General features: G+C 46.0%; 14 protein-coding genes. 11 read left to right on the forward strand and 3 right to left on the reverse strand.

Going from position 1 to position 14372, the window contains the following annotated elements; translation table 11 throughout:
- The first annotated feature begins 153 nt into the window (after nt 1–153).
- The 3 genes from ACLWBD_RS12460 (at nt 154) to ACLWBD_RS12470 (ending at nt 4607) form a co-directional block, all read left to right on the forward strand.
- Nucleotides 154–1620 carry an anion permease gene (locus ACLWBD_RS12460; protein WP_413568390.1) on the forward strand — a complete coding sequence of 489 codons (1467 nt, stop codon included), beginning with the start codon at nt 154–156 and terminating at the stop codon, nt 1618–1620.
- Between the two features lie 151 nt (nt 1621–1771).
- Nucleotides 1772–3922, forward strand: a complete 2151-nt coding sequence (locus ACLWBD_RS12465) for a VTT domain-containing protein (protein ID WP_413568391.1) — start codon at nt 1772–1774, stop codon at nt 3920–3922.
- Entirely contained in the window at nt 3912–4607 is a 696-nt protein-coding gene (locus ACLWBD_RS12470; RefSeq protein ID WP_063204730.1) for an endonuclease/exonuclease/phosphatase family protein, read from the forward strand. Before ACLWBD_RS12465 ends, ACLWBD_RS12470 begins: the two co-directional genes overlap by 11 nt.
- Here ACLWBD_RS12470 and ACLWBD_RS12475 read toward each other — a convergent pair.
- On the reverse strand, nt 4604–5359 hold the full coding sequence (locus ACLWBD_RS12475; RefSeq protein WP_063204731.1) for a class I SAM-dependent methyltransferase: 756 nt from the start codon (nt 5357–5359) through the stop codon (nt 4604–4606). The two genes, ACLWBD_RS12470 and ACLWBD_RS12475, sit on opposite strands and share 4 nt — an antisense overlap.
- Nucleotides 5360–5515: 156 nt before the next feature.
- Nucleotides 5516–6241 (reverse strand): 5'-methylthioadenosine/S-adenosylhomocysteine nucleosidase, encoded by a 726-nt coding sequence (gene mtnN, locus ACLWBD_RS12480; protein WP_081112103.1) that lies wholly within the window; start codon nt 6239–6241, stop codon nt 5516–5518.
- Between the two features lie 210 nt (nt 6242–6451).
- On the opposite strand from mtnN, the gene ACLWBD_RS12485 reads away from it, so the two are divergent.
- From ACLWBD_RS12485 to ACLWBD_RS12510, 6 genes are all read left to right on the forward strand, one after another.
- The gene (locus tag ACLWBD_RS12485) at nt 6452–6814 is read left to right on the forward strand and encodes a two-component system response regulator (protein WP_063204733.1); all 363 of its coding nucleotides are present in this window, start codon (nt 6452–6454) and stop codon (nt 6812–6814) included.
- A 68-nt stretch (nt 6815–6882) separates the two neighbouring features.
- A complete protein-coding gene (locus ACLWBD_RS12490; protein WP_063204734.1) occupies nt 6883–8334 on the forward strand; it encodes a DNA-3-methyladenine glycosylase 2 family protein in 1452 nt (483 codons plus the stop codon).
- Complete coding sequence (locus tag ACLWBD_RS12495; protein WP_063204735.1) at nt 8334–8816, forward strand: methylated-DNA--[protein]-cysteine S-methyltransferase; 483 nt, start codon at nt 8334–8336, stop codon at nt 8814–8816. The genes ACLWBD_RS12490 and ACLWBD_RS12495 overlap by 1 nt, the downstream gene beginning before the upstream one ends.
- A gap of 75 nt (nt 8817–8891) precedes the next feature.
- Nucleotides 8892–9914, forward strand: coding sequence for a hypothetical protein (locus tag ACLWBD_RS12500; RefSeq protein WP_413568392.1), 1023 nt, complete (start codon nt 8892–8894; stop codon nt 9912–9914).
- A 131-nt stretch (nt 9915–10045) separates the two neighbouring features.
- Nucleotides 10046–10573 (forward strand): hemerythrin domain-containing protein, encoded by a 528-nt coding sequence (locus ACLWBD_RS12505; protein WP_063204737.1) that lies wholly within the window; start codon nt 10046–10048, stop codon nt 10571–10573.
- 3 nt (nt 10574–10576) lie between these two features.
- A complete protein-coding gene (locus tag ACLWBD_RS12510) occupies nt 10577–11146 on the forward strand; it encodes a cysteine hydrolase family protein (RefSeq protein WP_413568393.1) in 570 nt (189 codons plus the stop codon).
- Here the strand turns inward: ACLWBD_RS12510 and ACLWBD_RS12515 are convergent.
- Nucleotides 11143–12132, reverse strand: a complete 990-nt coding sequence (locus ACLWBD_RS12515; protein ID WP_413568394.1) for a YeiH family protein — start codon at nt 12130–12132, stop codon at nt 11143–11145. The genes ACLWBD_RS12510 and ACLWBD_RS12515 overlap by 4 nt on opposite strands.
- A 64-nt stretch (nt 12133–12196) precedes the next feature.
- Between ACLWBD_RS12515 and ACLWBD_RS12520 the strand changes: the two genes are divergently transcribed.
- Nucleotides 12197–12715, forward strand: coding sequence for a PepSY domain-containing protein (locus ACLWBD_RS12520; RefSeq protein ID WP_413568395.1), 519 nt, complete (start codon nt 12197–12199; stop codon nt 12713–12715).
- Between the two features lie 112 nt (nt 12716–12827).
- Nucleotides 12828–14372 carry a hypothetical protein gene (locus ACLWBD_RS12525; RefSeq protein ID WP_413568396.1) on the forward strand — a complete coding sequence of 515 codons (1545 nt, stop codon included), beginning with the start codon at nt 12828–12830 and terminating at the stop codon, nt 14370–14372.

The following is a 14372-nucleotide window of genomic DNA, read 5'->3' on the forward strand; positions in this document are numbered from 1 at the left end:
CGTCCTTCCGAATATCAAAAACGCTAGTGGTTTTTTTGTTTAAAAGCACGCAACTTTTATAAGGGAAGCGCGAGTGTCATCACAGTTTTCGTTGAACTCAGAGCATCACTACGTCAGTATAAAAGCACTGTGTTTACACCCCGGAGGCTCTCCATGAAACTTCCTCACGTCAAAGTCGTTCCCGCCGTCATTGCCTTTATCGTAACTTGCATTTTCTGGTTCGTGATTGCGCCCCCTGAAGGCGTCGATATCAATGCCTGGAGATTGTTAGGCATCTTTGTCGGCACGATTGTCGCTATCATCGGCAAAGCCCTGCCCATTGGTGGTGCGGCGATGATAGGCATCCTGCTTGTCGCCATCACGCAAGTAACCAACCCAGGCAATCCAGGAAAAGCCATGGCCGATGCTTTGAGTGGTTACTCAAATACCCTGATTTGGTTGATTGGGATTTCATTTTTTATTTCTCGCGGATTTATCAAAACGGGTTTGGGCGCACGCTTGGCTTATCACTTCGTCAGAGTCTTCGGAAAGAAAACCTTGGGGATCAGCTACGGTCTTTCTTTTGCCGAGCTAGTTTTATCACCCGTGATGCCAAGTAATACGGCTCGTGGCGGTGGCGTCATGTATCCCATCAATCGCTCCATCTCGGAATCGATGGGATCTTATCCCGACGAAGCTTCTCGCAGAAAGTTGGGCGCGTTTTTAACTTTGGTCGCTTACCAGGTCAATATCATCACGTCGGCCATGTTTATCACGGCGACAGCACCCAATCCGCTAGTGACTGCTGGGATCCGTGACGTGGCAAATATCGATGTCTCATGGAGTGATTGGGCGATAGCTGCGATCGTACCAGGTCTACTAGCCCTTTTGATTATCCCATTTGCTCTTTACAAACTTTATCCGCCCGAGATCAAAGAAACACCGAATGCGGCGGAATACGCAAAAAAGAAATTGCAAGAAATGGGACCAATCAAGTTGGAAGAATGGATCATGGTGGGCGTCTTCTTCTTACTTCTTTTCATTTGGGCCGGAGTGCCGAAATTGATTTCATCCAGTCCTCTTTTTGATATCGACCCTACGGCCGGAGCCTTCGTGGGTTTGAGTGTTTTACTTTTTTCTGGTGTTTTGACTTGGGATGATCTGCTGAAAGAAAAAGGCGCTTGGGATACAGTCACTTGGTTTGCTTCTTTGGTGATGATGGCGACTTTCTTAAACAAGCTTGGAATTATTGCGTGGTTTTCAAATACCGTGCAGACCGATATCGCTAAGATGGGATTGGGTTGGGTTGAAGCGTCGGCTATTTTGATCGTGCTGTACGTCTATATTCACTATCTATTTGCAAGTAATACCGCTCACATCTCGGCTCTTTTTGCGTCTTTCTTTGGAGTGGGTGTCGCCTTGGGAGCTCCTCCATTGATGTTTGGTTTATTTTTAGGATTTGCGTCTTCGCTTTGCGCCTCTATCACACATTACGGAACTGGATCTGCGCCAGTCCTTTTTGGACCAGGATACGTAAGCATGGGCGAATGGTGGAAATGGGGTCTTGTCGTCAGCGTGCTCAATCTGATCATTTGGGTTCTTGGTTGCGCGGGCTGGTGGAAAATTTTAGGTTATTGGTAAAACTCAAAAAGGCGCGGCGCACCCCGCGCCTTTTTTATTTTTGTTGAAATGCAATTTCACGTTTCCCTCTCATGATATCCCATCTGTCAAAATACTCGACCTCGCTGAGTCCAAACTCTTGTTAACATGAAGTTCTTATAGAGGAACGTGCATGAGAGGCGATCTAGTTAAATCGTCAGAGAGAACTATTTTTCGACCAGGACACAACTGCTGGCGCGTGGATCTTTTTCGTCATGCCAGTGTTTTGATTGATTGTGCGGATTTTTATCGAGCTTTGCACTACGCTTTCAGTAAAGCGCAAAAGTCTGTCTTTATAATTGGCTGGGAAGTAGACAGCAGCATCCGTTTGCTACGCAAAGAAGACGAAATGAAAGCGTCTCGCCCGTCTATTCTTGTCGATCTTTTGGCGCAGAAAGCGCAAGAAAATCCAAGTTTACAAATTTATATTCTTCCCTGGGATTCCTCCATCGTGTTCTTGGGCGAACGCGAATTCATGGGGGAATACACCTGGGTCAACAAAGGGTTAGAAAATATTCATTTCTGCTTGGATCAAACAATCCCTTTAGGCGGAAGTCATCATCAAAAGGTGATTCTCGTCGATGACGAAATTGTCTTTTCGGGTGGGATGGATATCGCACGTCAGCGCTGGGATGAGCGCTCTCATCACATTTATGAACCGGAACGCTCTGATGCCAATGGGCCTTACGGGCCCTATCATGATGTGCAGATCATGATGGATGGTCCCATCGTCAAACACTTTGCAGAATTGGCCAGACACCGCTGGCTTGAAGCTGCAGGCTATGAGGCTTTACCTTACGATGGTAAAACCAGCAGTTCTTCCGACTTGCCGCTCGTGTGGCCGATTCAATTCGATTATTTATTTACGGATATGGGAGCCGCCATTGCCCGCACCCTTCCAGCGACGGAAGAGGATCGAGGTTCGCGTGAGGTCTTTAACATGTATATCGACCTCATCAATCAAGCCAAAGACTTTATCTATATTGAAAATCAGTTTCTAACCTCGCAGGAAATCGCCGTGGCGTTAAATGATCGGCTGAGACGAGAAAAAAATCTGCGTGTACTTTTAGTAAGCTCTTATGATCCGCAAGGGGTGTTTGAGACCGAAGGCATGTGGGCCAGTCGCATCGATTTTAAAAGAAGCGTTGAAGATGGCATAGCCAAAGGACGCGTTCAATTTGCCTGCTCAGGTGTGATGAACGAAAAACGTAAAATTATTCATAAGCGCATTCATTCAAAAATCATCGTCATAGACGACCAGTTTATGGTTGTGGGTTCATCGAATCTCACAAACCGCTCTATGACCTTTGATACGGAGTGTGATTTAATCATTCAAGCTCACGACATAGAAGAGCGGCGTCGTATTATGCACTTTCGAAATGATCTGATTGCCGAACATGCGGGCCGTAAGATCGAAGACATCGAAACCATTTTAAAAGAGCCCTACTCTTTTAAAAAACTGATGCTTCCTTGCCAACCAGGTGCGTACTGCCTTTTTGAAATGGATGACGAACAATTCACCACTCAAAATTTTAAAAAGATCGCCAACAGCGTCGCCGATCCGCAAGTGAGTGAAGGAAAAGCTCTTTTTATCTTTCGCAATCCCAGTAAATACATCGTACCGTTGGCTTTATTTTTAATTGTCGCGGTCAGTGGATTGGTCTGGTTTATCAATGAACACCTGTCATGGTTCAGCCCTGAATCCGTTGAAAAATTCTTGAAAGCGGCCCGGAAATCTCCGTGGGCACTTTTTCTAGTTTGGGGAATTTACATTGTCGGTGGCTTTATATTATTTCCGGTAACGCTTATGTCTCTCATCACGGCGGCGGTTTTTGGATCCATCTTAGGCCCTCTTTATGGAATGTCAGGAGCTCTTATCAGTGCCACGGTCATGTTCTATCTGGGACGGTGGATGGGCCACAGAGGCGTAAAAGGATTTTTAGGGAATCGCCTGCGTAAGATCGATCATCAATTCCGTGAGGCCGGGGTTATTGGCGTTACGGTCTTAAGAATGATCCCCGTGGCGCCGTTTAGTATTGTTAATATTGCCGCAGGGATTTCTTCACTGCGATTTTCTGATTTTCTTTTGGGAAGTTTCTTTGGGTTTTTGCCAGCATTTATCGTGAAAGGCCTTGTTGGAGATTCGATCACGCAAATCTTTCTACATCCCACCCCGCGCACCGTTGGAATGCTGGCTTTAGGAATTCTGCTCTGGATGTTGCTCGTCGTGGCTTCGTACTTTCTGACGCGATGGTGGCGTAAAAGGAAGCAGTATGATCCTTAGAATCGTGACCTACAATATTCACGGTGCAAGAGGTATCGACGGAAAAAGAGATTACCTGCGCATTGGACTTTTTTTAAAGCATCAGAATATTGATATCGCGCTGATTCAAGAAATGGACACTCGCTTTCATGACCGCGACTCAATCACGGATGTCGAAGAGCTTAAAACGGATCACTTCAAAACCTTCATCGCCGCCCCGACCATGGAAAACTCTGCCGGCTGGTATGGCAATGCCATCTTGTCGAAATTTCCAATGAAAAACCACAACATCATCGACATCAGTTCACCCGGAAGGGAACCTCGAAATATTTTAGAAGTTTTTTTAGACACGCCCAAGGGCCCATTGCACGTCGTGAATACACACAAAGGTTTAAAGCCTTCCGAACGAAATCAACAGATGAAAAAGTTGAATGACTTGCTAGCAAGAAAAAGCGAAGTGCCCTTGATCGTGGGCGGAGATATTAATGAGTGGCAGACTTATTCCGGCGCTCTTAAAAAACTCAACACAGCTTTGCACCCGATCCCATCAGGACCTACTTTTCCCACTCGCGCCCCGTTTTTACGATTGGATCGAATGTGGTGTCGCCCCTCAAATCTTTTTCAAAGTTCTGAAGTTTTAAAAACGAAGGACTCAAAACTTTTTTCGGACCACTATCCGCTGATGGCAGAAATTCAAATTTACTAGCGCGCAAACGCGCTAGTAAGAACAAGTTTCAATCGTGCGGGGCCATTTCCGGCAGGAATCTCGAGTTTATTCATCAAGATTTTGAATCCTCGGGACATAACTTCTAAACGGATCTCTTCGGGAGGAGCGATTCTTTTTTGAGCCGTCCAGAATTTGCCTTCCATGGCCTTGACTCCCGGAATATCACACTCGGGAGTTTGTCTCCATAACACATAATTATTATCCAAGCGCACGGATTCAAAGCTGTCTTCCGGATCATAGTTTTCGGTCCAGACATCTGTAGTCAGAACAAACTTCCCACCCGGAGCCAACGAATTGCGCACAGAATTTAAAAACTGCATGCGCTCTTGACGATCGATGATGCTTGATAAGCAGTCGCGGTCATGGATAAGGTCAAACTTTTCACGAAGTTCTTCTAACTGAGTGACGCCATTAACACCGAATGCAATGTCCAGCTCTTGCGCCAACGCTAATTTTTGGACTACAGAGATTGAAGAGCGGTACACGTCATAAGCCGCCACACGAAATCCCATTTCCGCTAAAGCCATCGCGGCGACTCCGCGACCGGATGATAGATCCAAGGCTTTGCAGCCGAAAGCCTGCGGATAGAATTCATGCACCACTTTTTGTAAGTGAGCGACGGCGTCTCTTTCTGCCAAACCGCCTAACAACAGAATATTGTCTAAAGAAGTGCTTCCTGGAAGAACAGGAACTGCGTTTGTATTAATGTAACCTTGATATAGTGCTTTCATATTTGCCTCCAAGTCAGTTGATACCAGACTTAAAAGCACAGGCGGTGCCACCGGATTTCGCTCTATAAACGAATAGATTCGCTCTGAATCACCCTCTGCCGGGCGGCCGACAGCGCCTCATGCCGAGACATCGGTACCTGCCGAAGTTCCGACAGGCTAAAGCTCTTCAAGACATGAGACCAACTCCGCACACTTTAAAGCGCTCGACTTAAGGAAATCCTTGTATTGATGTGTCGATTGAGGTTTGAGAGTATCCGCCACCGTCTTGACGATGGCAAACGGAAGGCCCTGCTGTTGGCAGATATAAGCGATCGAGCACGCTTCCATATCGACCATCTTTGCAGAAGGGACCCGCGCTTTCAGCAGATTCTTGCGTTCTAGCGATCCCACGAACTCACTTCCTGACAACAAGTCCCCGCGAAAAACGCGGAAGGATTTCTGTTTCAGATGACTTTCGAATTTTCTATTTAGGTCCTCATTTGCAGGCATGAAAATACTTTTTCTATTTTCTGCAGAGACCGACAGGTGAAGCTCTCCGCACGCCATGATTTCAGTGCGGTCATCAAAAGTACAAAGGGCATCATGTTGAACGATTCTTTCAGCGATAACAATATCACTGACCGCGAGTTCAGCATCAATGCCTCCGCCAAGCCCTAACATCAAGACATCGTCATATGTCGAGTCTGCTAGAATTTGTGTCAGAGCAATAGCCGCACTTATAGGTCCGACACCGGTCTTCGCTAGAGTGATTGAATTTCGAGGAGTGGATTTTTCCCACAAAGTCACATCGGAGTGTTTGAGTTTGCGAGATATAAAACCTTGGAGGGCAGCGAGTTCTGAAAACTCACTCTCCATAGCTGCTAGTACGAGATGCTTTTTCATACGAAGTATTTTATCAAAGAATTGCGAACATCTATCGACGCAATGTCGCGCGTCATCACTGGGGTGTTAAGATCCAATCAAGCCGCCTTTAGCATGTATGTCAAAAGTCATTACATAAATGAAACAACTGAAAGGAACCCTTCCCTTCACAGGACTTCACTGGCAAACCTTTTCGACACGTAAGAAAATTGTCCTCAGGAGGACTGTAGCATGAGCGCGAAAAAAGTACTGATCATCGAGGACGCTAAAGACTTGCTTATGCTTTACAAACGTTATTTGCAAAGCCCTGATTGTGAAATTGCAACGGCAACTTCAGCTCACCAAGCTTTAGAATATCTGACCCAAAACAAACCGGATCTTATTGTGATGGACCTCACTTTTCCCGATATGTCGACAATGGATTTTTACGAAAAGATTGCTGCTATGCCAGAGATTGATTCGGTGAAAAAAATTCTTGTCAGCGGACGCGATGATTTGAATACGTGGATGGACGTGTTCAACGCGGAAGAGGGCCTGCGCAAGCCCGTTGAACGCGCGGCAATCACGAAAGCTGTTACTGATAGTTTACGCTAAAATCGCCTTCGGCGATCATGTCCGAAAATAGCCACATTTTTCCTAAAACATAGGATATAGTGGGCTTCATGAACAAGGACGATATCTTTTATCAAGCCATGCTAGCCCGAGACCCCCGCTTTGACGGGAAGTTTTTTATCGGCGTGAAAACCACGGGTATTTACTGCCGTCCGATTTGCCCGGCCAAACCCAAACGTGAAAATGTCGAATTTTTTTCTAATGGTTTGCAGGCTGAAAAAGCAGGCTATCGTCCTTGCTTGCGCTGCCGACCTGAAAGTGCACCGCACTCCCCAGCGTGGGTGGGAAAATCCGCGGTCGTGCAAAGAGCCGTCAAAGTATTAAATGCGAAAGAAAGCTTAAGTTTCAACGAAGATGACTTCGCCGCTCAGTTCGGAGTCACCGCGCGACACTTGCGGCGTCTGTTTATGGAAGAAATTGGTAAAACTCCAAAGCAGCTCTCTTTTGAAAATCGTTTGAACCTCGCACGCAAACTGATTGTAGAAACTTCTTTACCTATCACTGAAGTTGCATTTGCCTCGGGATTTGAATCCATCCGTCGCTTTAACGATGCTTTTAAAGACCGCTTTAAAAAAGCCCCGCGCGATATTCGCCGTAACAAAGTCACACCTGGATCAGGATTAAAAATAAGTCTGTCTTACCGTCCTCCTTTTGATTTCCAGGGACTTTTGCAATCGTATCAAAATCACCGGGTGGGAAATTTGGAATGGTTTGACGAAAATACCATGTATCGAGTGGTGGCATTGAACGGACATGTGGGTGTGATTGCCATTTCAGATAATCCTGAAAAGTCCTGCCTTCATGTCGAAATTGATTTTCCCGACACGACTCAAATCCCGGCGATCATTTCTCGCGTCCGTCACCTTTTTGACTTGGATTCAGATCCGGTGATGATCGCTAATATTTTAGAGACAGATACGGGGATTAAAAAGATTCTGAAAACATCACCGGGAATTCGTCTTCCTTCAGGCTGGGACGCCTTTGAAATTGCCGTCGCGACAATTCTTGGACAGCTTGTCAGTGTGAAAATGGGCCGAGAGCTTGTGCATGATCTTATTGAGATTGCGGGCCAGGAAAGCCTTTACGAAAAAGATGGTAAAAGAATCAAACTCTTTCCTTCGGCTTTAGACATCGTTAATGCGGATCTAAGTCGCTTGCGAACCACCAAAGCTCGCAAGCAAACTTTGATGGAATTTTGTAAAGCCGTTCTAGAAAAGAAGATTTCGTTATCGCCCACCCAGGACGTTGACGTCTTTATGAAGGATGTGCAAAAACTCCGCGGGATCGGGCCTTGGACCGCGCAATATATGGCATTAAAAGCGCTAAGACATACCGACACCTTTCCTGCCAGTGATTTGATTTTGGCGCGTACGCTGCAAATTCACGACAAAAAGATTATTGACCAGATGAGTCCCTGGCGCGGTTATGTCGCAGCATTATTTTGGAAGAACTATTCGCAAGACTTAACGAAATCGAAGATCGCGAAAAAAAGGAATCCCTGATGAATTCGCAAAAGCAGTATTTAATGAAATCTTCTTTAGGCCCTTTGCATATCGTGGCCTCTGAACAAGGGCTTCAAGGTATTTTCTGGAAAAAGCAGAATATGCCTTTTGATAATTTAACCGATACAAAACATCCGGCCGTGCAATTTATTTTAAAAACTCAAAAACAAATCGAAGAATATCTCCAGGGCGAGCGTCAGGAATTTGATATTCCCCTGGACCTCATTGGAACCGACTTTCAAAAAAGAGTGTGGTCTCATCTTCAAAAAATCCCTTATGGCGAAACTTGTTCTTATAAAGAAATCGCGGTGGCCCTAGGTGATCCCAAAGCCTGTCGCGCCGTGGGGACCGCGAATGGAAGAAATCCGGTTTCAATCATTGTTCCCTGCCATCGCGTGATTGCTTCTGATGGCACCTTGGGAGGTTATGCGGGTGGTCTTCCGACGAAATCCTTTCTTCTTAACCTAGAACGAAAAAAGTAAGCCTGGTCCCCGTTCGTTGCATACTGTGCAATTAAACATCTTTAAGATCAGGTGGTCCCCTTTCATAATGGGCTCATGCTACAGACTGAAAACCTCAACAAAATCTGGCTGACTCTTTCAAGCAACTCTTCTTTAAAAAAGAAGGTGCACGGTGAACTGGAACGTCTTTTCCAAGAACCCACTTACCAAGGCTGGTGGAAGACAGAACCACGCACCCCTTTTGAATTAAGCCTTCCGGATCTTTTTCCGACGCTAAAGCATGTGGGTTTTATTGACGGCGCAAGGCTTCTGGTGAAGGTCAATCAGATCGGTTCCCGATTGTTCATCACCGACGGAGCTTGGGTACAAAGTCCTATGCGTGTTTTCCCCGACCCTGATGAAGCACTGGTTCTTTTAAAGCACGTGGAAAAAAAGGGACTACACACTTGGGCTGATTGGGTGATTGATCCGGCCGCGGGCTGTGGTCACACACCTCTGGGTTTTCAAGGATCCGCCAAAAGAATCTTCTGTGATGCCAATGCCCGAGCGCTGACATTTGCTTCACTCAATGCCCTTATCAATGATCTTGCCTCTGAACATTGTTTTGGTCTTCTCAATGACATGAACCGCAAATTTCCCACACCACTTCGTTTGCAAGGTAAGACTTTGTTCTTAACCAATGTTCCCTTCGCACCGGCCCCGGACGACAGTTCTTTGGCGCTCAATTCCGGCGGTGGTGAGCATGGCGCCGATTTGCAGATAGCCTCGTTTGAGTTAGTTAAAAAATTTTCTGAACAAAATTCCGTCCCGGTGCGCGCCTGTTTTTTGACTTGGACCTTGGGCAATGCCACATCGAATGAGTGGGAAGTGCCTCGTCTCTGCCAAGACATTTTTCCAACCGCCAAAATTCAATGGACTCTTGAGCAGCATGATTACGATGCTCCTGACCTGCCAAATCCGGCACCGTTGCGATCAGTGTTGCGTCACTTAGCAAGGTCACAATATGTCGTGAAGCACGAAAATAAAAACGTGGAAGAAGCTTATGAAAACTTGGCCGACAAACTGCAAGCGCAAGGTTTTACTCATATCGCTTACGGCTTTCTAGACTGTGAATTATAGAGGGAAATTCACCACAGGACGTGATGAAGAAAACCCCATCTTGAAATTGACCGCAATCTCATTTGGTTTTCGGGAAGAAGTCTGTTGGCATCCCAATTGCTGTTTAAGAGTCTATACTTAAGGAGGATCCTATGAGTAAAAAGCAGACGAAAATTTCCTCTGGAAAAAGCAGCGAACTGGATATTATCAATATGATCTTGGAGGATCACAAGCCTCTGAAAGAGTTGATCGAAGTCATGAAAGATTCTGAAAAGGAACTTGAGGAACGACAAGAGGCTTTTGCCCAGTTTGCTCCGCTTTTAATTTCTCATGCAAAACCAGAAGAACAATCTCTTTATCGTTATATGAAAGGTGATGAAGAACTTCGTGAAGGCGGTTTTGAAGGGGATGTTGAACATCAACTGGCTGATCAAATGGTCGAAGAAATCATGCGCACCGATGATGACGATTTGTGGAGCGCCCGAGTCAAGGTTTTGGCAGAACTCGTAGAGCATCATATTGAAGAAGAAGAGGAAGAGCTTCTTCCTGATTTCAAAAAACATTCTGAAAGCAGTGATCGCGAAAAATTGGGGCAGCTGTTCTTAGAGCTTAAAACTAAAATTCTTGAGCGTGGTGGCATGGATGCGCCCCATGAAAGAGAATCCCATGCGCGTCACTGATCTATGAAACCCAACGACGTGAGCCGTCGTCATTCGACGGCTCTTCTTATCATCGACATGCTAAACACTTTTGATTTTCCCGAGGGGAAAGATCTTGCGCGCTACACATGGCCTGTTGCCCAAAAAGTCAAAGCTCTAAAACAGAAACTTAAAAAGAAAAAAGTTCCCGTCATCTATCTTAACGACAACTTCGGTCAATGGCGCTCGGATTCAAAAGAAGTCTATCTGAATTGTGCGCATGATGCGTCTCTGGGTTCAGAGATCGCTAAGATTTTAAAACCCGAAGACGATGACTATTTTATCTTAAAGCCTCGACATTCCGGATTTTACTGCACGAATTTAGATATTCTTTTAGAAGATTTCGGGGTGAAAAATCTGATACTGACAGGAGTCGCAGGAAATATCTGTGTTTTCTTTACGGCCAACGACGCTCATATGCGAGGCTTTAAGATCTGGGTGCCAAAGGATTGTATCGCCTCTAACACCAAGAAAGATAATGACTTCACCTTAGATCAAATGTCACAGGTCTTAGGTATCAAAACCAGTGTATCGACAAGACCCATTCCTTTTTAACGTATCCAATTTTCTAAGATGGCGCCCAATGAAGTGGTGGCCATGATAACCCAAAGTGCCACACCCATGACAAAAGGTTTGATGCCGACACTTTGGACTGTCGCGCGAGTCAGGTTCGCACCAATTAAAAACAAGGTTAGAACTAAAAGACGTTTTGCCACCCACTCAATTCCATGTCCTACGGGTTGCAGTGTTGGTATCCAAGTCATGATACCGGCCATGATCAAAAATCCCAGAATAAACCACGGACGCTTTGCTTTAGCCTCCCCCGCTTCTTGTCCTTGATTCTTATACAGAAGACCAATTCCTAAAGCGATGGGCACGATCCATAAAGCGCGCGCGAGCTTCACTGTCGTCCCCACTTCCAAAGCATGAGGCCCGTATTGAAGGCTGGCGCCCACAACGGAGCTGGTATCGTGAATGGCTAAGGCACTCCAAAGTCCAAACTGTGTTTCATTCAAATTAAAATAATGGCCGATATGAGGAAAAATAAATAGAGCCAGAGCATTTAACAAAAACACCGTTCCCAGCGCAACAGTCACTTCCGGGGGACGAGCGCGAATCACCGGAGCGACAGCCGCAATCGCACTGCCTCCGCAAATCGTTGTTCCGACAGTGATCAGAGTCGAGGTGTTTTTCTCGACCTTTAAGAAACGCCCCATCAGGGTTCCTAATAAAAGACCAAATGTAATTCCCACAACCGTGTATCCGATCCCGCGCACACCGACTTGGCTCACAGTGATCAAGTTCATGCCCGCTCCTAAGCCCACTACAGCAATACTTAAAAGTTGTGACGTCCAAGCTTTCGTTCGCTCTTGATAGGGATTTCCTAAGGTCAATGCCAAAGCCATTCCCGCGATCAAAGCAACGGCGGAAGACACTTGCGGAAGAAAACAAAGAACAGCGAATAAAGGAAATAAAATACGAGCAATATTATGAGAATTCATGAATGTGATCGTGCCTTCTTCTGAATGAACCTGCAACATCGCATTTCGTTTTCATTTAGAATTATTGCTGTTCCGCGACGGCAACCTGCTTTATGAAACCGCTATGAAATTTTGGCGCAAATATCACAGATGGATTTCTATTTTTATCACTCTTCCCTTTTTAATGACGATCGTGACGGGAATACTTTTACTTTTCCGAGGTAAGATAGAGTGGATCTCTCCCAAAATGCCGGCCCCGGTCGCCAAAGAAATCACCATCCCCTTTTCCGATATTTTAAAAGCCGCCCAGAGTGTTCCAGAGCTGCAAGTTCAGACGTGGAATGATGTAGGTCGCATTGATATTCGTCCTGCTTCAGGCGCTATCACGGTGCGCTCTAAACACAGTGACTACGAGATTGGCGTCGATGGCAGCACGGGAGCGGTGTTGGGTCTTGCTAAACGCAACTCAAGCCTTCTCGTGCGAATTCACGAGTCCACTTATCTGGGACTGGGGGATATCGGCCGATTTGGAATCGCATTACCCATGGCTTTGGGAGTTCTTTTCCTCACGGTTTCGGGAGTGGTGATTTTCTTTCAACCGGCCCTGGCTAAACGGAGCGCGAAAAAAAGGGCCTCTGTCTAAGGATCAGACAGAAGGCTTTGCCTGATCTCAAATATAGGTCTTTCCAAACGACCTCTTTCTCGGCACGTTCTTTGGATCTAAGCTTCCGAATTAAATTTTTCGGGAGCGGCACGTGAAACGACCCTTTATCTATTCCTTAGCTTTGGCCTTGGTTTTAATCGGCCCAGCCTCGTGGGCTTCGGCGCCCCGTTGTGATTCCATCTTCCTTCCGAGCGTCTGGTCGGAAAATGGCGGAAAACCTTTTCCTGATGATCTGATTTCACTGCAAAAGATTGCCCACGAACAACGTGAGGCTGTCAAAGTTTCTGATTTTTTAATGACTGAAATGCGCGCGCAATCACAAGCCTTGAAATCACAATACAAAAACAAGATTGTTGAACTGGATGTTCTTTGTTTAGGAGCCGGCCCTCAGTGTGCTGCGGCTTCTCTTGTTTTACGTAACACGAAACTAAGAACCTTGGTTGTTGAAAAGACAGATCTGGTGGCAAAAACTTTTGCTGAAAAAGATTTTTATATTAACAGCCTCGAGGCCAGCCGGGTTTCCATGCATGATTTCCCAGGAGGCCACGGAAGCCTTGCTCACTTCACGTCTCAGGGTTACGCGCACTCTTCTCAATTGGCGGCCCACATTCAAAGTCAGCAATATGCATCGAAAGTTCCTGTTCTTTTGAAAACAGAAATTGTCGCGGTTAAGAAAGTTCAAGACGGCGGCCGTACCGTTTTAGAAGTTCTTACTCAAGACGGCCTTACCTTCCGCACGAAAAATCTTCTGTTGGGAACGGGCTTAGGAGAAGTCGGCACGAAAGTGAAAGATGGTGGTTACCAAAAGGACTTTGCGCATTTCCTAACTTCTCATGAGGCGCAAAAAGATTCCCTGCAACCGATCATGAGTACGGATGCTTTTTTGGTTTCACTGAAAGAAAACCGCTTAAAAAATCAAAACGTGCGTGTTCCTCGCGAAATAATTTTGATTGGTAATGGCGATGGTTCTCGCATTGCCGTTGAAGCCTTGAATGATAAACATGTGACTTTACCTGAAGGATTTAAAATCCATTGGATCGGCAACAACTTTAAAACAGCCGAAGAATACGTTGCGAGCCAATCAGGCTGGGACCGCTACATAGATAAGATTGTTCCGCACTATCAAAAAGGACGTGTGACGGGTGTTCCCGGTCACGTTGAAAAGGTGGAAGTCCTGCCTTCGGGTCGCTATCTTGTCACGGTGAAAGATGCGAAGAACAATATCGTCAGCCAAGCCGAGGGCGATATGATTGTCGATTCGACTGGATACACGAACTTAAACGGGAAACTACTAACGGACGCCGTGACAACACCCGAACTCGTGGACGTTGTCGGACCATTGAAAGAGTTGGGTTTGACCGAAACAGTTTTGGCGCGCCAATTTCAAGAAGTGGGCGGCGAAAAACTTCCGATCTATGCCGTGGGACCCGCCGCAGGAAATTTAGCGAAAGAGACAGAGCTTGTGAATTCTCCGAATAAAAATCCGGTGGCCATCTTTAATACAGTGGCGCGCACATCCCAATTCGTATCACAGCTATTCGGAGTCAAAGCTTTAGAGAGTCGTCGTGGAGATCGCGACGAGCGCCCACCAACCAAGTCGGCAGCGCAAATTATTGAAAGTCTGAAAGGCATTTGA

The organism is Bdellovibrio sp. HCB117 (genome assembly GCF_047305915.1).
GTDB lineage: Bacteria > Bdellovibrionota > Bdellovibrionia > Bdellovibrionales > Bdellovibrionaceae > Bdellovibrio > Bdellovibrio bacteriovorus_B.